Genomic DNA, 23,740 nt, shown 5'->3' with positions numbered 1-23,740 from the left:
GTCAGCTATCCCCTCGGCGGCTGGCTCTGCCCGGCGGACTTGACCAGGGCGGCGATAGCGCAGGCGCAGACCACAGGACTGCTGCAGGTGGAATATGGCGCCGAGATCACGGCCGTCCACGAGCAAGCGGATGGTTGGCGAGTGGAGAGCCAGGATGGCCGCCACTGGCAGGCGCCGAACCTGGTGGTCGCCGCCGGTCATCGCCTGCCCGCCCTGATCCCCCTCGCCGAGCTGCCCCTCTACCCGGTGCGCGGTCAGGTGAGCCATGTGCCGACCACGGCCAGCCTGAGTCAACTCAAGACGGTACTCTGCTACGACGGTTATCTCACCCCGGCTCACGACGGTGCGCACTGCATCGGCGCCAGCTATGGCCGCAACCAGAGCGGGACTGACTACAGTGCCGAGGAGCAGGTGCAAAACCAGGGGCGGCTGCAAGCCTGTCTGCCGGATCAGAACTGGCCGGGGGAAGTGGATGTGAGCGGCGGCGAGGCCAGGGTCGGGGTGCGCTGCGCGAGCCGGGATCACCTGCCGGTGGCGGGGCCAATCGCCAGATTGGCAGGCCTTGCTGATCACTACGCCAGGCTGCAGTCTGATCCCGATAACGCGGCGCCCCTGCCGCTCTATCCCGGTCTCTATGTGCTGGGGGCGCTCGGTTCGCGCGGTCTGTGCTCTGCGCCCCTGTGCGGGGAGCTTGTCGCCAGCGAGATCTGTGGCGATCCCCTGCCGCTGCCCGCCGATCTGCTGGAGGCCTTGCACCCCGCCCGCTACTGGGTGCGCAAGCTGCTCAAGGGCAAGCCCCTCAACTGAGAGTGTGCGGATCCTTTGGCGCCAGACTGGCGACAATGAAAACGGGCTACCCCTGCGGGTAGCCCGTTTTCATTGATGGCCTGCCAACCAAGTCAACTGCCCTTGGGCCAGTTCAGTCCCAGTTTACGGCCCTGATCTGTCTGCTGGGCCAGGGTGGCGAAGCGCTCACGGGTGCTCGCGAGCGCCGCTTGCCCCTGCTGCCAGCCCTGATATTGCAGGGCGGCGCAATCTTGCGTCACCGGCAACTGGGCAAGCCGGATGCCGAGCTGACTGACGCTCTCCAGCAGTATGTCCTTGTGGCGGCTCTCGTAGTCGAACATGGCGGCCACCAGCTTGTCCCACTTCTGGCGCTCGACGGCGGAGGCCTTGGCCTTGTCCATCCAGTTTGGCACCCGCACCTGGATGCGGGCCGTCACGCGGGCCTGCTCCAGCTCGCAGCGGGCCGCCGTGGGCCTGGTCTGCAACTGCCAGGTGAGCTGATAGCTGGCCTTGCCGATGTGACCCCCGGCGCGATCGGCCCCGGTCTTCGCGATTTGGTGCATCACGGTGGCCACATCGGCCCCTGAGACCCGATAGAACTGGAAATCGACCTTGATATCGGGTGCCACCCGAATACCGGTAAAATGGGAAGTTTCGGCCCCACTCGAGGCGGCATATACCAGGGCTGCCGCCCCCACTATCTTGCTGAAGAGTCCCATCTGTCCGCTGCCTTGCTCCTTGTGAGTCCGGCTTAATTTCAATTAAGAATCAATGAATTAATATTCAAGATGGGAGATTAACCGCGATCCCGAGCCCTGTCACCTGCTGTCGTCGTACCACTTTGGCAAACGCACAAGATGTCGGCACATAGCGCCGCATTAGCATTCAAGACAGGGAGGTAGATCAAAGAAAAATACTACTTTCGAGTTAATAATCAGCACGTTTTTTTGTCAGAACAACTAATAAAGGTCAAATATACGCCAGGTTGGGATCAGCCCGGCACAGTGCTTACCTCGTACTCAGGAACTTAACCTATGATGGAACTCCTAATTGGCACCCTGGTCACCCTGGCCGTGGGTCGCTACATCTTCAAGGGCTACTCGGCCACCGGGGTGCTGCTCAGCGGCGGCCTGCTGCTGCTGGCGATCACCGCCCTGATGGGCAAGGCGGTACTGCCCGCCAGCGTCGCCTCCACCGGCCATGTGGCCACCGATGTGTTCGAGTACGTGCGCTTCCTGCTGGTGGACCGTGGTGGTGGCCTCGGCATGCTGATCATGGTGCTGTGCGGCTTCGCCGGTTACATGAGCCACATAGGTGCCAACACCATATTGGTGAAACTCGCGAGCAAGCCGCTCGGCATCATCAAGTCCCCCTACATCCTGCTGGTCGCCGCCTACCTGGTAGCCTGCGCCATGTCGCTGGCGGTGAGCTCCGCCACCGGTCTCGGGGTGCTCCTGATGGCGACCCTGTTCCCGCTCATGGTCAACATGGGGATCTCCCGCGGCGCGGCGGCGGCGGTGTGCGCCTCCCCTGCGGCCATCATACTGGCCCCCACCTCCGGGGACGTGGTGATGGCGGCCCAGGCGGCCAACATGGAACTCATCGAGTTCGCCTTCAAGCTGACCCTGCCAATCTCGCTTGCGGCCATCGCCGCCATGGCGGTGACCCACTTCTTCTGGCAGCGCTATCTGGATCAGAAGTCCGGCGAGCACAATGCGCCGGTCGCCCCGAGCGATCTCATCACGGACGCCCCCGGCTTCTACGCCATACTGCCGTTCACCCCCATCATCGGCGTGCTCTTGTTTGACGGCAAGGTCGGGCCCAAGCTCGACATAGTCACCATCATCGTCATCTGCTTGGTGCTGGCCGCCCTGCTGGAGCTGGCGCGCAAGCGCAACGGCCGCGAGCTTCTGGACGGCCTGCAGGTGTGCTGGCGCAGCATGGCCGACGCCTTCGCCGGCGTGGTCATGCTGCTGGTGGGGGCCGGGGTCTTCGCCCAGGGGCTGATGGGGCTTGGCTTTATCGCAAACCTGCTGGATCTCGCCCAGAGCTTTGGCACCGGCGGCATCATCATCATGCTGGTACTGGTGGTCATCACCACATTGGCCGCCTTCACCACGGGCTCGGGCAATGCGCCCTTCTACGCCTTCGTGGAGCTTATTCCCCATCTCGCCACCAGCCTGGGTGTCAACCCGGCCTATCTGGTCATCCCCATGTTGCAGGCCTCCAACCTGGGTCGCACCATCTCGCCGGTCTCCGGCGTGGTGGTCGCCTGTGCGGGCATGGGTAACCTGTCGCCGTTCGAGGTGGTCAAGCGTACCTCGCTGCCGGTGGGCGTCGGCCTGCTGGTGGTGATCCTCGCCACCCAGATCCTGGTCCCAGCCTAAACGTCGACCAGATCTGTCACCAGCCCGGCGCCCGCCGGGCTGGTATCTCCCCCCTCCCCTGGAGTAGACTCGGTGCTCTTTTTCTCTAAGGAGGACCGAAATGAGTATTACGGTTCAACTTGCCCACTTCAGTGACTGCCACTCCCATTTCGATGGCGCACCCATGCGCTTCACCCCGGTCGGTGAGTCCGAGTGGCGCACCCAGTGCGGCGGCTATGGCCGCATCCTGAGCAGACTGGACGCCCTGCGTCAGCAAGCGGCGGCCGCAGGCCAGACGTGCCTGTTCCTGCACGGCGGCGACACCTTCCAGGGCTCCCTCTATTTCAACCGTTTCAAGGGCCGGGCCAATGCGGATCTGCTGAGTCGGCTGCGCCCCGATGCCATGGTGATCGGCAATCACGAGTTCGATCTCGGCAACGGACCCCTGGTGGAATTTCTGCGCCAGCTCGATTTCCCGATCCTCGCCGCCAACCTCGACAGCAGCCAGGAGCCTGGCGACATCCCGCTCAAGCTGCGCGGCTTGCCCAACCTGTATGACGCCAGTCGCCCCTGGCACAAGCGCATCATCGACGGCGTTCCCTTCGCCCTGCTCGGTATCACGCTGCCGCAGATGGCCGCCATCGCAAACCCGGATGCCCACACCCATTTTCGCGGCATCGAAGAGACACTCACTCAGACCCTTGGGGAAATCCGGGCCGACGGCATCCGCCACATCATCTTGCTGAGCCACCTTGGCCTTGAGCAGGACAAACGGCTGGCGGCGCGCTTCCCCGAGCTCAGCCTCATCATTGGCGGCCACACCCACAGCCAGCTGGGGGATCTCGCGCCCCTCGGGCTCGCGAGCGAAGGCAGCTATCCGCTGATGGTAGAGGGGGTCGCCATCCTGCACGCCGCCCACAGCGCCCTCTGCCTCGGGGTATGCGAGCTGGAGTTTGATGACAGTGGCCGGGTTAAGCGCAGCGCCGGTCAACTGGAATGGCTGCCCTGGCAGCCCTGGCCCTTTGCCTCACAGCCCCCCGCCGGCCTGCATTTTTGCGAGCCCGCCCCCGAGATAGAGCAGCATCTGGCCAAGCGCTATCGACCCGAACTCGAGACCATGACCCAGCGGGTGGTGACCCGGCTCGGCGGCCCGCTTCATCATCAGCGCCTGCCCGATGCCAGCTACCCCGCCGGCAGCCAGGTCGCGCCCCTGGTGGCCGGTGCCATGTTGGCGGCCGCCCGCGAGCAGGCCGGCCAAGTAGATTTCGCCCTGCACAACGCGGGGGGCGTGCGCTGTTCGCTGGAGCCGGGCCCCTTGAGCGAGGCAGACATCGCCGGACGCCTGCTGCCGTTTGCCATCCCGCTGACCCTCTACCGGGTGCACGGCCATGAGCTGGCCGAGGCACTGGAGGGGGCCATCGACAACGCCACCAACAATGGCGTGGTCGGCAATGGCAGCGGCAGCTTCCCCTACACCGCCGGGGTGCGGTTCAGCTATCGGGCGGACTGCCCCAAAGGAAGCCGGATCACTCGCCTCGAGTGGGAGGCAAGCCCGGGCCAATGGCTGGCGGTCGAGCCGGATGCCATCTATCGCGGCGTCTCCAGTGCCTATACCGCCTCCGGCAAGGAGGGATACACGGCGCTTGCCCGCACCCTGACCCAGCACAATCAGGAGCTCGGCATCACGTTGGCGGATGCCTTTATCCGCTGGGCCCGCCATCTGCCAGAGCTCGCTCCCCTGCCGGCCCTGGTGGAGTACCAAGGCTAGACCGCTGCCCCTGGTGACGGGGATCAGCGAAGGCCCTTCCCCTTGCGGGGGAAGGGCCTTATACGCGGGGCGACCCTGGCTAAAGAGGCAGTCAAAAAACCTGCCATACCGCAATTTATCAGCAGAATAGATATAACAGGCTAGAAGTAGGCCACATAAAGCGATGGTTATTTAAGCTCACCAATATTTTCCACTGCCAAATCGCATAAGAAATGAGAGCCTCGGCAACACTGAGCCCTGCTTTTCGTCTGCCATTGAGGGGTTGAAAACGATACTTTTATAAATTATTTCAAGCACATTCCTTCATCCCATTGCATAGCGCTGCTAGCCTCGGCGACACTAGGCCCCGTTTTTCGCCTCCCAGTGAGGGGCTAAAACGATACTTTTACGAATTATTTCAAGCACCTCCCCTTCATCCATTGCGTAGAACTGCCAGCCTCTGCAACACTGGCCCCGTTTTTCGTCCCCCAGTGAGGGGCTAAAAACGATACTTTTATAAATTATTTCAAGCACATTCCTTCATCCCATTGCATAGCGCTGCTAGCCTCGGCAAGATAGGCCCGCTTTTCGTCTTCCCTGCAGGAACAGGTCACCCATGAATCACACCATCCGCTTTACCCCACAACGCCACAACCCGGGGCTCAAGCCGCTGGTGATCCTGCTCACCGCCTTGATGGCGCTGCTGTTTTGCCTGCGCAACCCGCTGTTCCATGGCATGGCGCCGGGCTTCGATGCCTCGCTGTTCGCCGTGATGGGCAAGATGTGGAGCGAGGGGGGCGTGCTCTATCGGGACATGATCGACATCAAGGGCCCCATGATCTTCGCCCTCGATGCGCTGGGCTACGGGATGGGCGGCTTCTTCGGGATCTGGCTGCTGGAGTGGGCGCTGTGCTGGCTCGGGCTGCTCGCCAGCTGGCAGGCCTTCGCCCAGCTCGGCCTCTCCCTGCGCGCCCGGCTTGGCAGCATGCTGGCCCTGCTGGCGCTCTACGGCACCCGCTACTACTACGGCAACATGACCGAGGACTGGACATTCCATCTGGCCCTCATCGCCCAGTGGGCCTTCATCACCATGCTGCTGGACAAGCGCTTCAGCTGGGGACCGGCCCTGGTGGCGGCCATCACCTTCGCCATCGTCGCCTGGATGCGCACCAACAACGGTGCCTTCTGGGGTGCCTGGTACCTGGTGCTGTTCTGCACCTGGTGCCTGCGCGAGCAGTGGCGCTGCGCCTTTGCCCTGTTGTTTTCCAGCCTGCTGGGGCTGGCGCTGGTCGGCGGCCCGCTGTTTGCCTACTTCCAGCACCATGGTTTGCTGGCCGAGTTCCAGTATTACGCCTTCGGCATCTTCTTCGAGGGCAGCTATGGCAACGGCTTTTCCCCCGAGGTCGGCAGCGTCGGCCTGCTGCGCACCGGCCTCATCATGCTGCTGCCCGCCTTCATCCTGCTGATGCTGAGCCGCCGCCAGGAGTGGTACCTGCCCGCCCTGTCCGCCACCCTGCTCGGGGTGCTGTTCACCCTGGTAGCCAACTCAGTCTCCGGCCATGTGTTCGATCACTACGATGTGCTCTATCTGCAGCTCGGCCTGTTGCCGCTCGCCTGCCTGCTGGATCGCAGCGAACAGCAATCCGATGCGCTTGGGCTGCTCTGCATCTCCCTGGTGGTGCTGACCGCCAGCTGGCTGCTGGCCCAGCAACTCGGCTACGGCTGGAGCACCAAGGAGTGGTCGCTCCCACGGGTGCGGGAAGTGCTTGGTAACAGCCTGCTGTGGGCCCTGCCTGTGCTGATCCTGGTGCCCCTGTGGCGCGCCTGGGATGTGCGCAGCGCCACCCCCTGGCTCGCCTCCCTGGCCATGCTGGCACTGCTGCTCAACAACGCCTGGGAAGGCAACCTGAAGGGCAAGCCGTTCAACCCGCCGGCCCAGGTGCGGGTCGATCGGATCAAGGCCGAGACCACGTCCGCCGACAAGATCTGGGTCGATGGCATACAGCCGCAATATTACCTCTGGACCGATCGCCAGCCGGCGTCCGCCTACCTCTTCTTTGCCAACGTCAACCCGCCCTATGACGTGCGCGAGCGGGTGCTGGCGGATGTAAAACGTCAGGAGCCCAAATTTATCATCGCCAAGCCGGATCGAGTCGCGGACGAGCTGAAAAAGCCGAGCTCCCCCTCCAGCCTCGCCTTCTATCAGTACCTGACGGAGCGCTATGAAGAGGTGGATCCCGGCCTCTATCGTCGGCGCTGACCCGGTACGCTTTGATTGATATGGGGCGAAGGGCCGTCATTGGCAACGATGACGGCCCTTGTCATGAGGGGCGAGAAAGAGTACGAGGGAGACCCGCAGTTTTCAAGCCGGTGCGTCATGATTACAATGACGCTCTTTTTTGATGTGACGAGTAAGAACTCATGGCGGAACTGACCTATCTGGGAGGCTACCCAGAGCCCCTCAAGGCCCAGGTACAACAGCTGATTGCGGCAAACAAGCTCGGCGACGTGCTGGCCAAGCGCTACCCGGACACCCACCTCATCCAGAGTGACAAGGCGCTTCTGGCCTACACCATGGAGCTCAAGAACCGCTACCTCAAGAGCTCGGCCCCGCTCTCCAAGGTGATCTTCGATGGCAAGATCAACGTGATCAAGGATGCCCTTGGCCTGCACACCTATGTCAGCCGGGTGCAGGGCAATAAACTCAAGGCCAAGAACGAAATCCGCATCGCCGCCCTGTTCAAGGAGGCCCATCCCGCGTTCCTGAAGATGATAGTGGTGCACGAGCTGGCCCACCTGAAGGAAAAGGATCACAACAAGAGCTTTTACCAGCTCTGTCAGCACATGGAACCGGACTATCATCAACTGGAGTTCGATCTCAGGCTCTGGCTCACCTGGCGCGACATTGAGCGATCGGCGCGCTGACCCTATCCGGTTTCAAGGAGGAAACATGATCCCATGGCGACCCCTCACAGGACTCGCGATTCGCCATGGCGCCAGGTGCCGTGGGCTGTGTCTCTGGCTGGCCTCCCTGTTATGCCTGCCGACGGCGCTGGCCGCAGAGCGCTGGCAGAGCGACGACTACCTGACCCAGAGCTTTCTCGAGATCGCCATGAAGCGGGAATACGGCCATGAGCAGCATGTGCGCTTCTCCCGCTGGCAGAGCCCCATCCGCCTCAAGCTCATCAACGAATACGGCGACAAGCCACTGCAGGCCGAGGTGGTCAAGGTACAGAGCCAGCATCTGGCCCGGATCACGGGTCAGCCCATCAAGCTGGTGGAAACCAACCCCAACCTCACCCTCATCATGACCCAACGCAAACAGATGGCGAACTGGGCCGGTCGCACCATAGGCAAGGATGGCTCGGTCAAGATCGCCCTCAAGGAGGGGATCTGCCTGGCCAATTTCGCCACCAATGCCCATTTTGAAATCACCCGGGCGACCATCATCATTCCGGTGGATTACAGCCGGGACAAGGGGCGTTTCCTCGACTGCGTGGTGGAAGAACTCACTCAGGTGATGGGGCTGCCCAACGACTCGGACAAGGTATTCCCCTCCATCTTCAACGATCGCAGCGTCGACAGCTTCCCGACCGGGCTCGATTATGTGCTGCTCAAGCTTGCCTACCATCCGGCCCTGCAGGCGGGCATGAACGCCGACGAGGTGCGCAGCGCCCTGCCCATAGCCCTCAAGGCCCTGCGAGCCAACGGCGACATAACCCAAGCCAATCAGAGGGTGCAGATAGAGAGCCTCAAACGCTGGGCCGGGCTGTAACCGGCGCGGCAAGTTGGCTGCGTACTCTTCAACGCTGAATGATCCACCAGGAATGACCCACATTGAGCGTTGAGTGCCGCGGCGCCCCAACAAAGAAACGCAGCCAGGGCTGCGTTTTTTTGTTTCATCAGTGGTGTGCTGACCAAGTTGTCAGCCCCACATGAGCGATGGCGAAGCTGTCAGGTGTCGGCATTTTCCGACTCCGGCATCCAGCTATCGGCGTTTTCCCACACCTCTTGCACCATGGCCTCTGCCAGCTCCTTGTCCTCCTTGCTGGCACGACTGACCGTCAGTGCCATGGCACTGCCCGGTGCGACCCGCACATGCACATCGGGAAACGGCTCGCCCAACTGCTTGAGCAGTTCCTGACGCAGCGCCTCCATGGTCGTGGTGGGGATCTGATGTTTTCTGTCGATGATGATTTCCAGGCGCATAGGATACGTCTCCATGATATATAACTGTATTTTTATACAGTAAAACAAAAAAGTAAAGAGCCCGCCTGCACTTATCCCTCCATCACGCCATCAATCCGTTCATCTGGTACAGATTCGCTCCGTTTCTTCCGGTGACTGTTTCTTGTGGTAAGCACCCAGGTCTGTTCTGCAGACAATAAAAAGTCGTTGATATAAATTCTCATCCGGCGCATCATTTTATTGTTATAACATAACACAAAGGACAATCATGCGCCCCCATATCCACCCCGAATACCGTCAAGTCCTGTTTCACGACCTGACCACCAACGCTCACTTCCTGATTGGTTCAACCCTCAAGACGGACCGCACCAAGCAATGGGAGGATGGCAACACCTACCCCTATGTGACGCTGGATGTCTCCAGCGCCTCTCACCCCTTCTATACCGGCAAGCAGAAACAGGTCGGCAAGGAAGGACAGGTAGCCCGCTTTGGCCAACGCTTCGGTCAATTCTTGAATAAAAACAAGGAGAAGGTATGAAGGTGCTCTCTTCCCTCAAGTCGGCCAAGTCCCGTCATCCGGACTGCCAGATAGTGCGCCGCCGCGGCAAGCTGTTCGTGATCTGCAAGAGCAATCCGAGGTTCAAGGCGCGCCAGCGCTAATCCGGCTGCTGCCTTGTATTGTTTACTACCGCTGGCCCTCTACGGAGGGCCGCTTTCCACCTGACTGGTAATCAAGGTGGGCGAGAATGCCCACAAGATCCCTCCCCTGCCCGTATTCGAGCGGAGTGGTACCTCTGCAATACTCGGTTGACTGACACTCGCGTTGGCAACACCGGTAAGAAGTAGACCTCAATCTCATAGCGAACCTCTTGGTCTTTCACAACCGCCGACAGGTGATGGCATGCAGCAGGAACGGGCGTGGAACGATCTCCGCTACCAGCTCTGTCCTGATGCTCACCAACCCCCCTGCTCTTCCCTGCCAACGGTTAACCCCCTCTTGCAGACCTTCCCTTCTGTTCATCTATGCGACAGCCCTTCTTGTGTGCTCAACCCAGGCGCCTGGCATGGCAGCATCGACGATCCTGCCAGCCCCTACTGATGATCAGCGCGATCAGCCATGACCAAAACCCGTCATCCCGTGTGGAAATCGTGTCAGCCGGTGAACGTCATGTTACTCAAAATAGGTATTTCATGGTGGTTCTGGCCCCCTCCTCGTCGGCTGTTTGCGCTTAATCACACTTTAATGAAATATCGTTTCAATTCATTTGATAGTTTGGTTTCATTAAATAGAATGGCTACATCAAAAAGTGGGAGGGCTTATGTCTATCAAGGTTGCTGTCATCGGTGAGTGCATGATCGAGTTGTCCGAAAGCAAGACGGATATCGTGCGTCACTTTGGAGGGGACACTCTCAACACCGCCGTCTACCTGGCGCGCGCCAACACAGACGCGGACGTGCACTATGTCAGCGCCATGGGGACGGATGCCATCAGCAGTACCATGCTCGACCAGTGGCAGCAGGAAGGGGTCTGTACCGATCTGGTGCAGCGCCTGCCCAACAAGTTGCCCGGGCTCTACCTCATCGAGACCGACGAGCAGGGAGAGCGCACCTTTCACTACTGGCGCAATGACGCGGCGGCCCGTTACTGGTTGCAGGGCGAGGCGGCCGAACAGGTCTGCCAACAGCTGCAGCGCTTTGATTACCTCTACCTGAGCGGGATCAGTCTCGCCATCCTCTCCCCCGCCGATCGAACGACCCTGCTTGAGCAGGTCGCCAAATGCCGCGCTCTGGGGGTAAAGGTCGCCTTTGACAACAACTACCGGCCCCGTCTGTGGGAGAGCCGTGAGGCGGCCCAGCAGACATATAGCGCCATGCTCGCCCTGACCGATCTCGCCTTCCTGACCCTGGACGATGAGTTCGCCCTGTGGGGAGACCAGCATGAGCAGCAGACCCTGGCCCGCACCCAGGCGCTGGGGGTGGGTGAGATTGTCATCAAGCGGGGCGCCGAGCCCTGCCTCATCATGCAGGGGGATCATCAGTGCGAAGTGCTGGCGGTTTCCCTTGCGCCAGAGCGCATCATAGATACCACGGCCGCTGGCGACTCGTTCAGCGCCGGCTACCTCGCCAGCCGACTGGCCGGGCATTCGGTTGCCGCCGCTGCCCGCTACGCCCATCGGCTGGCCAGTACCGTCATTCAGCATCGCGGGGCCATCATTCCCCTGTCAGCGATGCCCGTATCCACCCCTTATCTTCCCAGTGAGGCATCCCATGTCAGCATTGCTTGAAAAACTGTCCGCCCTGAAGATCATCCCCGTCATCGCCATCAAGAACGCCGATGATGCCGTCGCCCTCGGCCGTGCCCTGATGGACAACGGCATGCCGAGCGCCGAAATCACCTTCCGCACGCCGGCGGCCACAGAGGCCATCCGTCAGCTGAGGGCGGCCTTCCCCGACATGATCATAGGGGCGGGCACAGTGCTCACCACGGCCCAGGTGGATCAAGCCATCGAGGCCGGAGTGGACTTCATCGTGAGCCCTGGGCTCAACCCGCGGATAGTCCAGTATTGCCAGGCGCGCGGCGTACCGATGATCCCCGGGGTCAACAACCCCAGCCTGGTCGAGCAGGCGATGGAGCTGGGATTGAGTACCCTCAAGTTCTTCCCGGCTGAGCCCTCCGGCGGCCTCGGCATGCTCAAGGCCATGAGCGCCGTCTACCCGGTTCGCTTCATGCCCACCGGCGGCATCAGCCCCGCCAACGTGAAGGATTATCTGGCCCAACGTTCGGTGTTCGCCTGTGGCGGCACCTGGATGGTGCCCGCCGATCTCGTCGACCAGCAAGAATGGGACAAGATTGGTGCCCTGGTGCACGACGCCGTGGCCACCCTCTGACCCTTATGAGGGCAGGATGACCTGCCCTCCATCACCAAGGCGTACCCCAAGTTCACCCTCTCGTCAGGCGATACCCGCGTGCCAGCACGCGTCGCTTAGGGCGAGTCATGCGAAAAGGATATTCCATTCATGATTATCGGTAATTTGAAGTGCCTCGACACGGCCATGCTGCCTGCCGCCCTGCGGCAATTATTGAGCAGAGACGAGTGCGCCCACCCGCAATTGCTCAATCAGCCAGAGGGTCGATATGAGATCATCGACAATGCGGTCTTCTATCTTATTTCCAGCCCGACGACGGCAGATGAATCAGACATAAAGAGTGAGTTCCACGAACAGTACCTGGATATTCAAGTGCTGTTATCTGGCAGGGAAATCATTGCCACCAGCAGAACCATCACACCCCCGCATGCTTATCAGGAAAGCAAGCCTGACCTCATTTTTGTGGAAGATGACAGGCTCACCACACGCATTGTGCTTGAGGCCGGTGACTTCGCCATTTTTTATCCCGGAGAAGTTCATCGCCCGACCTGCCAATTCGGTGCGCCCGCCAAAATAAAGAAAGCCGTCTTCAAAGTCAGTAAAGATTGGCTCGCCAGCCAATAAACCGTCATCGAACACCACAGTTTTCATTATTGCTATTTATCACTCATGAGGTTGGTATGAAGATCAAACAAACACTGGACAAGATCCCGGGCGGGATCATGTTGATCCCCCTGTTGCTGGGGGCGACCCTCAATACGTTTGCCCCGGGTACTGCCGAATATTATGGCGGCTTCACCAAGGGGATCATCACGGGGACTGTGCCCATCCTGGCGGTCTGGTTCTTCTGTATCGGCGCCTCCATCAATCTGCGCGCCACCGGCACAGTGCTGCGTAAATCCGGCGTGCTGGTCGTCACCAAGATTGCGGTGGCCTGGCTGGTCGCGCTGCTGGCCGCCCACCTCATCCCTGAGCACGGCATTCAGGCAGGCATGCTTGCCGGTCTCTCTACCCTGGCCATCGTCTCCGCCATGGACATGACCAATGGCGGCCTCTATGCCAGCCTGATGAACCAGTACGGCACCAAAGAAGAGTCCGGCGCCTTCGTCCTCATGTCCATCGAATCCGGCCCCCTGATGACCATGGTCATCCTGGGCGCGGCCGGGCTCGCCTCCTTCCAGGGCCATCACTTCGTCGGTGCCATCCTGCCCTTCCTGATTGGCTTCGCCCTTGGCAACCTGGACCCGGATCTGAAGGAGTTCTTCAGCAAGGCCACGGGCACCCTGATCCCCTTCTTCGGGTTCGCACTGGGTAATACCATCAACTTCTCCGTCATCATAGACACGGGTCTGCTTGGGATCCTGCTCGGCCTGGCTGTCATCGTCATCACGGGTATCCCCTTGATCTTCGCCGACAAGTGGCTGGCCGGTGGCAATGGCACTGCCGGGGTCGCGGCTTCCTCCACCGCAGGTGCCGCCGTTGCCAACCCGATGATCATTGCCCAGATGAACCCGGACTTTGCCGCCATCGCCCCCTCTGCCACCGCGCTGGTTGCCACTTGTGTCATCGTCACCGCCATTCTGGTGCCGATCCTCACAGCACTCTACAGCAAGCGATTCTCGGTAAAGGAAGAGACAAGAATCGACCCGGTACAAGCCAAGGCTCGCCGCGCTTGATATAAACACCTGATGGGGAGCCGTATATTCTCCTATCTAACGGCCCCAGGTATATAACATGCCTGGGGGTTTCTCTTTACGGTTCTCTTCTGAACTGGTGATTGCCTCTTCAATTAAAAGACGCCGCCACTTTTATCCATGATGGTTTATCTCTTTCCAAGAGATTAACTATCACCTATCCACACCACTATTATTTTTACAGCCCCTCTCCTTTGTCATTCTCAAAAGACTCAATGGATCATTTAGCTGTTTTTGTAGGGATTGAGCACATATTACCGATGAAGACCAAGAGAAAATAAGCCCCTCCCTGTTACCAAGGCAGAGACACACTCCCCTTAGACAAGGTGAGACCATAACAAGCCATTTGGCCAATGTTTATTTACAGCCAAGAAAATATCCATGTGAGCCTCTATCGCAGATCTATATAGCTTGTGTCAAACGAGATGAAGAGAAGTCTTATTCCCCACTCCCATCTCGATAGGGCGCCGATAGCCATCACGCCGCAAGGGATTGCCCAGGATGGGCAGACATGGATGACTCGGCAACCTTGGTTCTACAATGGCTGCCGAGGTCGTGCCCTGAGGAACGTACCCACAGCAGCTTTCAGAGCTCTGGGTTCAGGATTCAGGATTCAGGATTCAGGATTCAGGATTCTGGGTTCTGGGTTCTGGGTTCTGGGTTCTGGGTTCTGGGTTCTGGCCTCAGATGATAATCCTGCCGGGGGTCCTTATGACAGCTTAACCAAGAAGCGCCGGGCACCATAAGAGGCCGCCTCACAGCAGCTTATAAGATTAGCTTTTCACTTAAAACCAGCAGCATTCTCTTTGTTTAATTAATTACCCAGTGGAATATTTTTGATTTGGTCAGGCCACTTGCCTTGCCACGCGATAATCGATTTACTTGGCCCCCGCCGCCACGGCGAGCGATATAACACCAATAAACATTTTATGCTGAACAAGCAGGATAATTATCCACCCGGATATGACTGCGCAGTTCTTTTGATAGCAGCAGCACTTTCAGACAGGTAGTTCACACCAATGAAACAACAATTAGCACCCAAAGATATCGTCGCTTTGGGTTTTATGACTTTTGCGCTCTTTGTCGGCGCAGGCAACATCATCTTCCCCCCCATGGTCGGCTTGCAGGCCGGTGAACAGGTCTGGACCGCCGCGCTGGGCTTTTTGCTGACGGCGGTCGGGCTGCCCGTCTTGACCGTGATCGCGCTGGCGCGGGTCGGCGGCGGCATAGATGCCCTGAGCCTGCCCATCGGCAAACGCGCCGGCGTGCTGCTCGCCACCGTCTGCTATCTGGCCGTCGGCCCGCTGTTTGCCACGCCGCGCACCGCCACCGTCTCCTATGAAGTGGGGCTTGCTCCCTTCTTTGGTAGCGATGCGACCCCGCTGCTTGTCTACAGCGTCGTCTACTTCTCCCTGGTGATCGGCATCTCCCTCTACCCGGGACGGCTGCTGGACACGGTCGGCCATGTGCTGGCACCGATGAAGATCCTGGCCCTGTCTGTGCTCGGCCTCGCCGCCCTGCTCTGGCCCGCCGGCGGCGCCATCCCCGCCACCGAGGCCTATCAGCAGCTCCCCTTCTCCAACGGTTTCGTCAACGGTTACCTGACCATGGATACCCTGGGTGCCATGGTGTTTGGCATCGTCATCGTCAACGCGGCCCGCTCGCGGGGCGTCGATAACGCTGGCTTGCTGACCCGCTACACCATACTGGCCGGCCTCATCGCCGGCGTGGGCCTGACCCTGGTCTACCTGGGCCTGTTCAAGCTTGGCGCCAGCAGTGGCGAGCTGGTGCCCAATGCCCAGAATGGCGCCGAGATCCTGCATGCCTATGTACAGCACACCTTCGGGGGCATGGGTAGCGCCTTCCTGGCCCTGCTGATCTTCATCGCCTGCATGGTCACCGCCGTTGGCCTGACCTGCGCCTGCGCGGAGTTTTTCTCTCGTCACCTGCCGTTCTCCTATCGCACCCTGGTGTTCGTGCTGGGGGGCTTCTCCACCCTGGTCTCCAACCTGGGGCTGAGCCACCTGATCCAGCTCTCCATCCCGGTGCTGACGGCCATCTACCCTCCCTGCATCGTGCTGGTGCTGCTGAGCTTCACCCTGCGCTGGTGGAACAATGCGTCCCGCGTCGTGATCCCGACCATGCTGATCAGCCTGCTGTTTGGGGTGATCGATGGCATCAAGGGTTCGGCACTGGCAGGTATGCTGCCCGAGTGGAGCCTGCATCTGCCGCTGGCGGATCAAGGCCTCGCCTGGTTGCTGCCCTCCCTGCTGGGGCTGATGCTGGCCGCCATCTACGACAGGCTGCTCGGCCGCGAGTCTGTGACGGTCTACCAGTAAGAGCGCCGCCCAGTAAAACGGGGGAGCAGTGCTCCCCCGTTGTCATTTTCCCGAGCCATTTGGCCACTGAATACCCAGTCCCCATCTCGCTTCCTGCGCCATAGCATCATCAGCAGCGACACGTCCGATAGCCCCTTCAGAGCTCAGACTCTTTCCAATTTGTGCAAGTTTTGCAGCGTCTCTGCCCAGAGAACGACCCCCTGCGGACCTGGTAACCGACAGCCGTTCCGGCAATATCCGCAGGGAATAAAGCGACATCATCCGTACGCTGCCGATTAGAGATGGCAGCGTGCTTGCTGCCAACAGGCTCCCCGCCTCGGAGGTAAAGGTAGAGGTAAGGAGAAGGAATTCGTCAACCAGATGGCTGGCTGCCCAGCAACCAGTGATAGATCTGAGCCACGCCGGAGCGCTGGCTGTCGGGGCGGGCGAGCAGAGCATATTCGTGATCCGTGCTGAGCACAGGGGCAAAGGGCGCCACCAGAGCGCCGCTCTCCAGCTCCTCCGCCACGATCGTGGGATCGCCGAGGGAGAGGCCAAAGCCCTGCAGGGCCGCGTTCATCGCCAAGTCCAGGGTATCGAATAGCTGGCCCCCCTGGGGCTGCCATGGTGTGTTGATAAAGGCGGCAAACCAGTTGCGCCAGTCCCGCCGATCCGCGCTGGCATGGAGCAGGGGCAACAGGGGCAGCTCCTCGAGGGAGCGCTCGAACAAGCGATGCTTGGCCGCGAAGGCCGGGGTGCAGACGGGAGTCAGGCGCTCGCGAAACAGCGGCTGACTGCCCGGGTATCTGGCCTGAGTAGCTTGATAGACGATGGCGAGATCGAACGATTCGCGGGAAAAATCGATACCGTGACTGTGACTGCCACGCACCTCGACCGCCTCCCCGTCGAACGCTTGCAGCCGCCGCAGCAGCCAGCGGCTGGCGCAGGAGGGCACCTTGATGCTGATGGCCTGCTCATGGGGCAAGGCTTGCAGGGCGCTCACCCCCTCCCCCATGCGTGCCAGCCCCTCCCCAATGAAGGGCAGCAAGCGCTCGGCGGCCGGGGTCAGGCTCAGGCAACGGGTGCCGCGCACGAACAGCAAATGGCCGAGCCGCTCCTCCAGCTGGGCTATCTGCTTGCTCACCGCCCCCTGGCTCACGCACAGCTCGTCCGCCGCCAGGGTGAAACTCAGGTGGCGGGCGGCGCACTCGAATACCTGCAAGCCATACAGGGGCAAGTGGCTACGGGGCGGACTCATCAGCATGCAAACCTCAACACTTGAGAAAAACTCATGCATAACATGCCGAATAATCCGTTGTCCGGCAAGGGGCCACGAGGCTAAAAAGGGACATCTTCCACACACATCGGTGATGGCCTCATGTCCTCCCCCCGCATTGTCAGCAAACTGCCCCAGGTGGGCACCACCATCTTCAGCGTCATCGGGGATCTGGCTGCCCGTCACCCCAGCATCAACCTCTCCCAAGGGGCCCCGAGCTTCCCTTGCGCCCCTGATCTCATCCGGGTTACCCATGAGGCCATGCTGGCCGGGGAGAACCAGTACGCCCCCATGACCGGGCTGCCCGAACTGCGCGAGCAGCTGGCGACCAAGATAGCCACCAGCTATGGCCACCACTATGATGCCGGCGAGGAGATCACCATCACCGCCAGCGCCAGCGAGGCGCTGTTCTGCGCCATCACGGCCCTGGTCCATCCCGGCGACGAGGTGATCATGTTCGAGCCGGCGTTTGACAGCTATCGCCCCATGATCCAGCTGCAAGGGGCCACCCCAGTGGTTATCGCCCTCAAGGCGCCGAGCTTTGCCATTCCCTGGGACGAAGTCGCCGCCCGCATCACGCCCCGCACCCGCATGATAGTGCTCAACACCCCCCACAACCCGACCGGCACCGTCTGGCAGGCGGGGGATCAGGAGCGCCTGGCCCTCTTGGTGCGCGGCACCGACATCGTCATCCTCTCGGACGAGGTGTATGAGCACGTGGTGTTCGACGGCGCCCTGCACCAGAGCGTCATCCGCTACCCGGAGCTGGTGGAACGCTCCGTCGCCGTCTTCTCCTTCGGCAAGACCTTCCATGTCACCGGCTGGCGCGTGGGTTACTGCGTCGCGCCCCGCCCCCTGATGGAGGAGATCCGCAAGGTTCACCAGTTCGCCATGTTTGCCGCCGATACCCCCATGCAGTACGGTTTCGCCCACCTGTTGCAGCAACCCGCCCACTATCAGGGGCTGGCCGCCTTCTATCAGCGCAAGCGGGATCTGCTGGTTTCGGCCCTGGCCGATTCGCGCTTCACGCTTCTGCCCTCGGCAGGCAGCTTCTTCATGCTGGCCAGCTACGAGCGCATCAGCGACGAGGCGGACAGCCTGTTCGTGCAGCGGCTCATTCGCGATCACGGGGTCGCCACCATTCCCGTCTCCGCCTTCTATCACGACGCCACGGATCAGCGGGTCATTCGTCTCTCCTTCTCCAAAGATGACGACACCCTGCTGGCGGGCGCCGAGCGCCTGTGCGGCGTCTAGGAGGCACCATGGATAGCGTGCGCGTTGCCGTCTTGCAGATGGTGTCGGGGGATGACCTTGACCACAACCTGGCTCAGGCCGAGTCGCTGCTGCGCCAGGCCGCAGCCGAGGGGGCCGAGTTCGCCCAGTTGCCCGAGTATTTTTATCTGATGCCGGTCGATGAGCGGGCGCGGGTCGCCCTGGCCGCCCCCGTGGAAGCGCATCCCCTGCTCGCATGGGCGCAAGGCTTGGCGCGGGAGCTCGGACTCTGGATCCTGGCCGGCACATTGCCGCTGGCAAGCGAAGAGCCCGGCAAGATGCACAACAGCAGCCTGCTGATCGACCCGCAAGGGGCACTCGCCAGCCGCTATGACAAGTTGCACCTGTTCGGCTTTTGCACCGACAGCGAGCAATACGACGAGGCCGCGACCATGAGCCCGGGCCGGCAGGTGGTGAGCCATCCCCTGCCCTGGGGCCTGCTGCGTATGGGGATCTGTTACGATTTGCGCTTCCCCGAGCTGTTTCGACTTGAGCCTGCCCCCGACGTTATCGCCCTGCCCGCCGCCTTCACCTATACCACGGGCCTGGCCCATTGGGAGCTGCTGCTGCGGGCCCGGGCGGTGGAGAACCTGGCGTTCGTGCTGGCCTCCGCCCAGGGGGGACACCATCCGGGCGGCCGCCGCACCTTCGGCCACAGCATGATCATCGATCCCTGGGGCCGGGTGCTGGCCCGGGTGGAAGAGGGTCAGGGCATGGCCATCGCCACCCTGGATCTGGCCGCCCAGCGCAAGGTGCGCAGCCAGCTGCCGGCACTCAACCATCGCAAGATACCCGTCGGCCCCTAAGGCCGGTACATTCAAGACCATCGGCATGACGCCACAGACGTACAACTGCAAGGGAATGACCATGAAACTCAACACAGCCATGATGCTGGTGGCCCTGGCCACCGCCGGACAAGCCGCCGCCAAACCCCTGGTGATCGCCACCGACGCCACCTATCCCCCCTTCGAGATGGTCGATAGCAGCGGCAAGCTCGGCGGCTTCGAGGTCGAGCTGGCCTACGCCCTGTGCGCGGCCATGAAGACCGAGTGCGAGGTGATCAACCAGCCCTGGGATGCCCTGCTGCCGGGCCTGCAGGTGCGCAAGTACGACGCCATCATGTCCTCCATGAACATCACCGACGAGCGGCGCCAGAAGGTGGACTTCAGCCAGGTCTATTACATGATGCAAAACCGCTTCGTGGGGCGCAGCGACAAGGCCGCCACCTTCGCCGACGACCAGGCGCACTTCAAGGGCAAGGTGATCGCCGTGCAGGAGGGGACGCCCCAGGACAACTTCATCACCGCCCGTTACGGGGAAGTGGCCAAGATCAAGCGCTACGTCAACGCCCAGTCCCCCATGCTGGATCTGCAATCCGGCCGCGCCGATTACACCTTCGGCAACATGGTGCAGCTGAAGGTGGGCTTCCTCGACAAGGAGATGGGCAAGCAGTTCGCCTTCGTCGGCCCCCAGTTCAACGGTACCCAGGACAAGATCCTGGGTGAAGGGGTCGCGGTGGCGCTTCGCAAGAACGACGCCAGGCTCAAGGGCCAGTTCGATGCCGCCATCGACAGCGTCAAAGCCGATGGCACCTTCGATCAATTGCTCAAGAAGTATCAGCTGGAAGACCTGCTCTAAGGCCGGTTGAGTCGCTATAAAAAGACGCACCACAGAATAAAACAACGCCAGTAAATTGACTGGCGTTGTTTTATTCAACTCATAACTAAAATAATCCGTTCGACCCACCTCTCCGGCCAGACGATCCCGGCAGTCTCAGTGATCCTGTTCTTCCCCCGTCCAGGGCAGCCGATCGGCGATGCCCCGGTACAGGGTCTCATAGTCATCGTCAAAATGGTGGGAGCCCGGCAGGGTCAGGGTGGTGACGTTGGGCTGCTTGAGCAGGGGGCAGAGCCGCACCGGGGAGTCGTCATCCGCCCCCTGCACACAGAGCAGCGGCAACGTCTTGATGGCCTTGACCTCGGGCAGGGTGGGATAGTTGCCGGCCTTGTTGTGCACCACCATGTCGCTGACGTGGATCTCAAAATCCGACGCCGTCGAGGGGGAGAGCATCACGGCCCCCACCAGGCTGCTGCGATAGGTATCCGGCAGGCGATTGATGACGAAGGGCACGATTTCGGCACCGAACGAGAAACCCACCAGCAGCCAGTGCTGGCGTCCCCAGCGGGACTGGTAGTCCGAGAGGATCCGCACCAGATCGGCGGTGGCCTGCTCCGGCGTCTTCTTCTTCCAGTAATAGGTGAGCGAACTCCAGCCTACCACCGGCATGCCGTGACGCTGCAACTCGGCGCTGAGCCCCTTGTCGAGCGCAGCCCAGCCGCCATCCCCGCTCATAAACACCACCATGGGCGCCGACGAGGCCTGTGCCACCGGCAGCTCCACCAGCCCCAGATCCATTTTCACTGACGAGGGGGCAGCCAGGAGTGGAAACGCACAACACAACAACAGTAATAACCAGGCTCTCATGACCCACTCCCGTCAATCTTGATGAACCAGCACGCCCGCCCGCTCATCGATAAGGGTAAAAAACAACACTCTGGCAGTAACGACGCAGCGCTCATGACCAACTCCTATTTCTTTACCTGCACATGTTTCATCACACTATTCGTCATCAAACCAAGGGGGCCTCGGCTTATCAGGGAGATCAGGTGGGTCAGGGTCTTGGGCAGCGTCAACCGGCTGGTACAGAGCAGGTAACGAGGCTCCCAGTCGGGGGAGAACTTCTCCTTGTAGCGCCGCAAGCCCTGGAAGTTGTAGAAGCGGCTGCCCCGGGTAAACAGGGTATTGCCGAGCCGGGCCCAGTAACCGCTCAAGGGGTGATCGTTGAAACCGGACATGGGCGCCATGCCGAGGTTGAAGCTCTCATACCCCTCCCCCTTGCCCCACAACAGCAGCTCGACGAACAGGAAGTCCATGATGGGTGCCGCCCCCGTGTCCATGCTGTAGCGCATCAGATCGATGGAGAGGCTCTCCCTGTTGTCGCTGACCCAGAGGTTGGCAAAGCCGACCAGGTTGCCGCCATGCCACACCAGGGCCGCCGGGCAGAGGCTCAGGTAATCGGGCTCGAAGCTGCCCACCGAGAAGCCCTTCTCCTTGCCCTGCTTGCTCCGAAGCCAGGTATCCGAGATGGCCTTGAGCTCGGGCAGCAGGGCAGCAACCTGGCTGGCCTCCACCACCTCGAACGACAGTCCCTCCCGTTTGCCCTTGGCATGACTCTGGCGCAGGTTGCGCAGCCGGCTGCCGGCGAGATCGAATGCTCTCAGATCGACGATGGCCTCCTCGCCGAGCTTGAATGGAATGAGGCCGAGATCCAGATAGAGCGGCAGATAGCGGGCTGATACCTCATAAAACACCGGATTGACGTCGTGCTCGTCACACAGCTCGCGAAACTGCCACAGCAGCTCCTCGATGAGGGCGGCCTGCCCTATGGGATCCCCCATCACTATCCAGCTATTGCCCTCGACCCCGTACATTAAAAACGCCTCCCCCCCTGAGTGGAACAGCAAGGATTTGTCGCCGAGCTGAGCCAGATAGCCGTGACCACCCCCATCGCGCAGCACCAGTGCCTGCGCCCGGGCCAGCTCCTCCTTGTTCGGCTTGTTGCCAAAGACCCGCAAGGGGGCCAGCAACTGGGCCACCCCGACCACCGCCAGCACGGCAACCACGCTGCCCATGGCGCGCAGGCCACGAGAGGCGGCGCCGGGACCGTGAGGTGAGAAGTTGAGCCAGAGGGTGTGTTCGTACTCCACATGGCGATAGGAGAACATCAGCAGCCACAAGGCCCCCAGCAAGACGGCCCCCACCGACATCAGCCAGGCCGGGGTGAACTGGGCATGGAGCAAGGAACCCTTGCGATAAAACAGCGGACGACAGGGGCTGATGACGAGCAGGAAGAGCCCGAGCAGCAGGGCAGATTCCCAGTCAAAGCCCTTGAACAGGGAGAAGAGCATGCCAAGCGCCAGCAGCCACTGGGTGATCCGAAACGCCCCGTCGTGGCGCCGGTAGAGGCTGTGGGCCAGCAGGATCAGTAGCACGCCGCTGACGCTGCCGAGCACATGGGACAGCTCCAGCAGGTGCAGCGGCAGCACCTGCAAGAAGGTTTCAATGCGCTCGCGCATGGTCGGGATCATGCCGGAGCAGAGCAGCAGGGTGCCGGCCGCGAAGGTACCCAGGCTGATGAGGGCCGGCAAGAACTCGCGCATGGCGGTCATGATCCCCTGCAGCCGCTGCCAGCGGGCCCGCTGTTGCAACGCCTCCTGGCTCGCAAACAGCAGCAGGGCGCAGAGGAAGGGCAGCACGTAATAGGCGCAGCGATAGAGCAGCAAGGAGGCCAGCAACTTGTCTACCGGCAGATACTGGGCCAGCAGCAGGCTCATGCTCGCCTCGAACACCCCTATCCCGCCCGGCACATGGGCCAGCACCCCGAGCAGGCTGGAGAGCACGAAGGCGCTGAGCAACACGGAATAGGGCACGCTATCTGCTGGCAGCAGCACATAGAGCACGGCGGCGGCGGCCATCCAGTCGAGCAGGGCGATCAGCAGTTGCAGCAGGCGCAACTTGAATGAGGGCAGGCTCAGCTCGTGCCCGCGCCAACTGAGCGCAGGCTTGGGCCACAGCAGATAACCGAGCACGGCCAGCAATGCCAGGGCGCCGGCCCCTTGCAACAGCCAGTCCGCCCAGAGCGGCCAGCCGGGCAGCAGGGTGCTGGCCTGCCCCAGCAGCAGGGCGCCGCCTCCCCAGGCCAGCAGGCCGAGGAAGAAGGTGATGGAGCAGAACAAGATGACGCGGGCCACCTCCCCCGTGCCGAGCCCGAGCGAGGAGTAGATGCGATAGCGCACCGAGGAGCCGGTCAGCAGCGCAAACCCCAGGGTGTTGGAGAAGGTGTAGGCGATAAAGGAGGTCATCCCGACCTGCTGCCAGGGTAGCCGTCTGCCGACCATGCGCACCGCCAATAGGTCATAGCAGCACAGGCAGGCGTAGCTCAGCAGGGTCAGCAGCAGGGCGCCCCCCAGCTGTGGCAGGGGCTGGGACCAGATGGCCAGCCGGATGTCGTGCCAGTGCCAGAGGTGGGTCAGACGATACAACACGGTCAATGCCGCCCCCAGCAGCAGCAGGCTGCACAGGGGGCCAATCCAGACTAACAGCGAACGCCGCATGCCATCTTCCTGTCGAAAATAGAAATAGTGAAAACACCCCATTGAGCCTAC

At 61.3% G+C, this 23,740-nt stretch carries 21 protein-coding genes; 16 read left to right on the top strand and 5 right to left on the bottom strand.

Annotated elements, in window-relative coordinates; genetic code table 11:
• On the top strand, nucleotides 1–807 hold an 807-nt coding region (gene mnmC1, locus CUC44_RS06845; protein ID WP_157812756.1), incomplete at its 5' end, for an FAD-dependent 5-carboxymethylaminomethyl-2-thiouridine(34) oxidoreductase MnmC1.
• 92 nt (nucleotides 808–899) lie between these two features.
• Here mnmC1 and CUC44_RS06840 read toward each other — a convergent pair.
• Nucleotides 900–1,505 carry a DUF922 domain-containing protein gene (locus CUC44_RS06840; RefSeq protein ID WP_167388812.1) on the bottom strand — a complete coding sequence of 202 codons (606 nt, stop codon included), beginning with the start codon at nucleotides 1,503–1,505 and terminating at the stop codon, nucleotides 900–902.
• 315 nt (nucleotides 1,506–1,820) lie between these two features.
• Between CUC44_RS06840 and dcuC the strand changes: the two genes are divergently transcribed.
• The 5 genes from dcuC to CUC44_RS06815 all read left to right on the top strand — a co-directional run bounded on the left by dcuC (nucleotide 1,821) and on the right by CUC44_RS06815 (nucleotide 8,674).
• Nucleotides 1,821–3,173: an anaerobic C4-dicarboxylate transporter DcuC gene (gene dcuC / locus CUC44_RS06835; protein WP_100859230.1), complete on the top strand. Its 1,353-nt coding sequence runs from the start codon at nucleotides 1,821–1,823 to the stop codon at nucleotides 3,171–3,173.
• Between the two features lie 100 nt (nucleotides 3,174–3,273).
• Nucleotides 3,274–4,920 carry a bifunctional metallophosphatase/5'-nucleotidase gene (locus tag CUC44_RS06830; RefSeq protein WP_100859229.1) on the top strand — a complete coding sequence of 549 codons (1,647 nt, stop codon included), beginning with the start codon at nucleotides 3,274–3,276 and terminating at the stop codon, nucleotides 4,918–4,920.
• A 595-nt stretch (nucleotides 4,921–5,515) separates the two neighbouring features.
• Complete coding sequence (locus CUC44_RS06825; protein ID WP_100859228.1) at nucleotides 5,516–7,159, top strand: hypothetical protein; 1,644 nt, start codon at nucleotides 5,516–5,518, stop codon at nucleotides 7,157–7,159.
• Nucleotides 7,160–7,320: 161 nt separating this feature from the next.
• Nucleotides 7,321–7,824: a M48 family metallopeptidase gene (locus tag CUC44_RS06820; RefSeq protein ID WP_100859227.1), complete on the top strand. Its 504-nt coding sequence runs from the start codon at nucleotides 7,321–7,323 to the stop codon at nucleotides 7,822–7,824.
• Nucleotides 7,825–7,849: 25 nt separating this feature from the next.
• Nucleotides 7,850–8,674 (top strand): DUF2927 domain-containing protein, encoded by an 825-nt coding sequence (locus CUC44_RS06815; RefSeq protein WP_100859226.1) that lies wholly within the window; start codon nucleotides 7,850–7,852, stop codon nucleotides 8,672–8,674.
• 179 nt (nucleotides 8,675–8,853) lie between these two features.
• On the opposite strand, the gene CUC44_RS06810 is transcribed toward CUC44_RS06815, so the two are convergent.
• Nucleotides 8,854–9,108 carry a DinI family protein gene (locus tag CUC44_RS06810; protein WP_100859225.1) on the bottom strand — a complete coding sequence of 85 codons (255 nt, stop codon included), beginning with the start codon at nucleotides 9,106–9,108 and terminating at the stop codon, nucleotides 8,854–8,856.
• Nucleotides 9,109–9,355: 247 nt separating this feature from the next.
• Here CUC44_RS06810 and CUC44_RS06805 point away from each other — a divergent pair, with 247 nt between their 5' ends.
• From CUC44_RS06805 to brnQ, 7 genes are all read left to right on the top strand, one after another.
• Nucleotides 9,356–9,625: a type B 50S ribosomal protein L31 gene (locus tag CUC44_RS06805; RefSeq protein ID WP_100859224.1), complete on the top strand. Its 270-nt coding sequence runs from the start codon at nucleotides 9,356–9,358 to the stop codon at nucleotides 9,623–9,625.
• A complete protein-coding gene (gene ykgO / locus CUC44_RS06800) occupies nucleotides 9,622–9,747 on the top strand; it encodes a type B 50S ribosomal protein L36 (RefSeq protein WP_005300174.1) in 126 nt (41 codons plus the stop codon). The genes CUC44_RS06805 and ykgO overlap by 4 nt, the downstream gene beginning before the upstream one ends.
• 659 nt (nucleotides 9,748–10,406) lie before the next feature.
• Nucleotides 10,407–11,372 (top strand): 2-dehydro-3-deoxygluconokinase, encoded by a 966-nt coding sequence (gene kdgK, locus CUC44_RS06795; protein WP_100859223.1) that lies wholly within the window; start codon nucleotides 10,407–10,409, stop codon nucleotides 11,370–11,372.
• Entirely contained in the window at nucleotides 11,356–11,976 is a 621-nt protein-coding gene (locus CUC44_RS06790; protein ID WP_100859222.1) for a bifunctional 4-hydroxy-2-oxoglutarate aldolase/2-dehydro-3-deoxy-phosphogluconate aldolase, read from the top strand. Before kdgK ends, CUC44_RS06790 begins: the two co-directional genes overlap by 17 nt.
• A gap of 129 nt (nucleotides 11,977–12,105) precedes the next feature.
• Entirely contained in the window at nucleotides 12,106–12,579 is a 474-nt protein-coding gene (locus CUC44_RS06785; protein ID WP_100859221.1) for a NanQ anomerase/TabA/YiaL family protein, read from the top strand.
• Between the two features lie 56 nt (nucleotides 12,580–12,635).
• Entirely contained in the window at nucleotides 12,636–13,631 is a 996-nt protein-coding gene (kdgT, locus tag CUC44_RS06780; RefSeq protein ID WP_100859220.1) for a 2-keto-3-deoxygluconate transporter, read from the top strand.
• Between the two features lie 1,082 nt (nucleotides 13,632–14,713).
• The gene (brnQ, locus tag CUC44_RS06770) at nucleotides 14,714–15,988 is read left to right on the top strand and encodes a branched-chain amino acid transport system II carrier protein (RefSeq protein WP_279627822.1); all 1,275 of its coding nucleotides are present in this window, start codon (nucleotides 14,714–14,716) and stop codon (nucleotides 15,986–15,988) included.
• Between the two features lie 352 nt (nucleotides 15,989–16,340).
• On the opposite strand, the gene CUC44_RS06765 is transcribed toward brnQ, so the two are convergent.
• The gene (locus CUC44_RS06765; protein ID WP_244166727.1) at nucleotides 16,341–17,225 is read right to left on the bottom strand and encodes a LysR family transcriptional regulator; all 885 of its coding nucleotides are present in this window, start codon (nucleotides 17,223–17,225) and stop codon (nucleotides 16,341–16,343) included.
• A gap of 120 nt (nucleotides 17,226–17,345) precedes the next feature.
• Here CUC44_RS06765 and CUC44_RS06760 point away from each other — a divergent pair, with 120 nt between their 5' ends.
• The 3 genes from CUC44_RS06760 (at nucleotide 17,346) to CUC44_RS06750 (ending at nucleotide 20,153) form a co-directional block, all read left to right on the top strand.
• Nucleotides 17,346–18,497: a methionine aminotransferase gene (locus tag CUC44_RS06760; RefSeq protein WP_100859216.1), complete on the top strand. Its 1,152-nt coding sequence runs from the start codon at nucleotides 17,346–17,348 to the stop codon at nucleotides 18,495–18,497.
• 8 nt (nucleotides 18,498–18,505) lie between these two features.
• Nucleotides 18,506–19,321, top strand: a complete 816-nt coding sequence (locus CUC44_RS06755) for a carbon-nitrogen hydrolase family protein (protein ID WP_100859215.1) — start codon at nucleotides 18,506–18,508, stop codon at nucleotides 19,319–19,321.
• 61 nt (nucleotides 19,322–19,382) lie between these two features.
• Nucleotides 19,383–20,153 (top strand): ABC transporter substrate-binding protein, encoded by a 771-nt coding sequence (locus CUC44_RS06750; RefSeq protein WP_100859214.1) that lies wholly within the window; start codon nucleotides 19,383–19,385, stop codon nucleotides 20,151–20,153.
• A gap of 135 nt (nucleotides 20,154–20,288) precedes the next feature.
• Here the strand turns inward: CUC44_RS06750 and CUC44_RS06745 are convergent, their stop codons facing one another.
• Nucleotides 20,289–20,999 (bottom strand): AcvB/VirJ family lysyl-phosphatidylglycerol hydrolase, encoded by a 711-nt coding sequence (locus CUC44_RS06745; RefSeq protein WP_100859213.1) that lies wholly within the window; start codon nucleotides 20,997–20,999, stop codon nucleotides 20,289–20,291.
• Nucleotides 21,000–21,103: 104 nt separating this feature from the next.
• The gene (mprF, locus tag CUC44_RS06740; RefSeq protein ID WP_100859212.1) at nucleotides 21,104–23,689 is read right to left on the bottom strand and encodes a bifunctional lysylphosphatidylglycerol flippase/synthetase MprF; all 2,586 of its coding nucleotides are present in this window, start codon (nucleotides 23,687–23,689) and stop codon (nucleotides 21,104–21,106) included.
• Nucleotides 23,690–23,740 lie beyond the last annotated feature (51 nt).

It is taken from the genome of Aeromonas lusitana (assembly GCF_002812985.1).
Taxonomy (GTDB): Bacteria; Pseudomonadota; Gammaproteobacteria; order Enterobacterales; family Aeromonadaceae; genus Aeromonas; species Aeromonas lusitana.
Note: the sequence above shows the minus strand (reverse complement) of the source record. Positions and strands in the feature narration are given on the sequence as shown.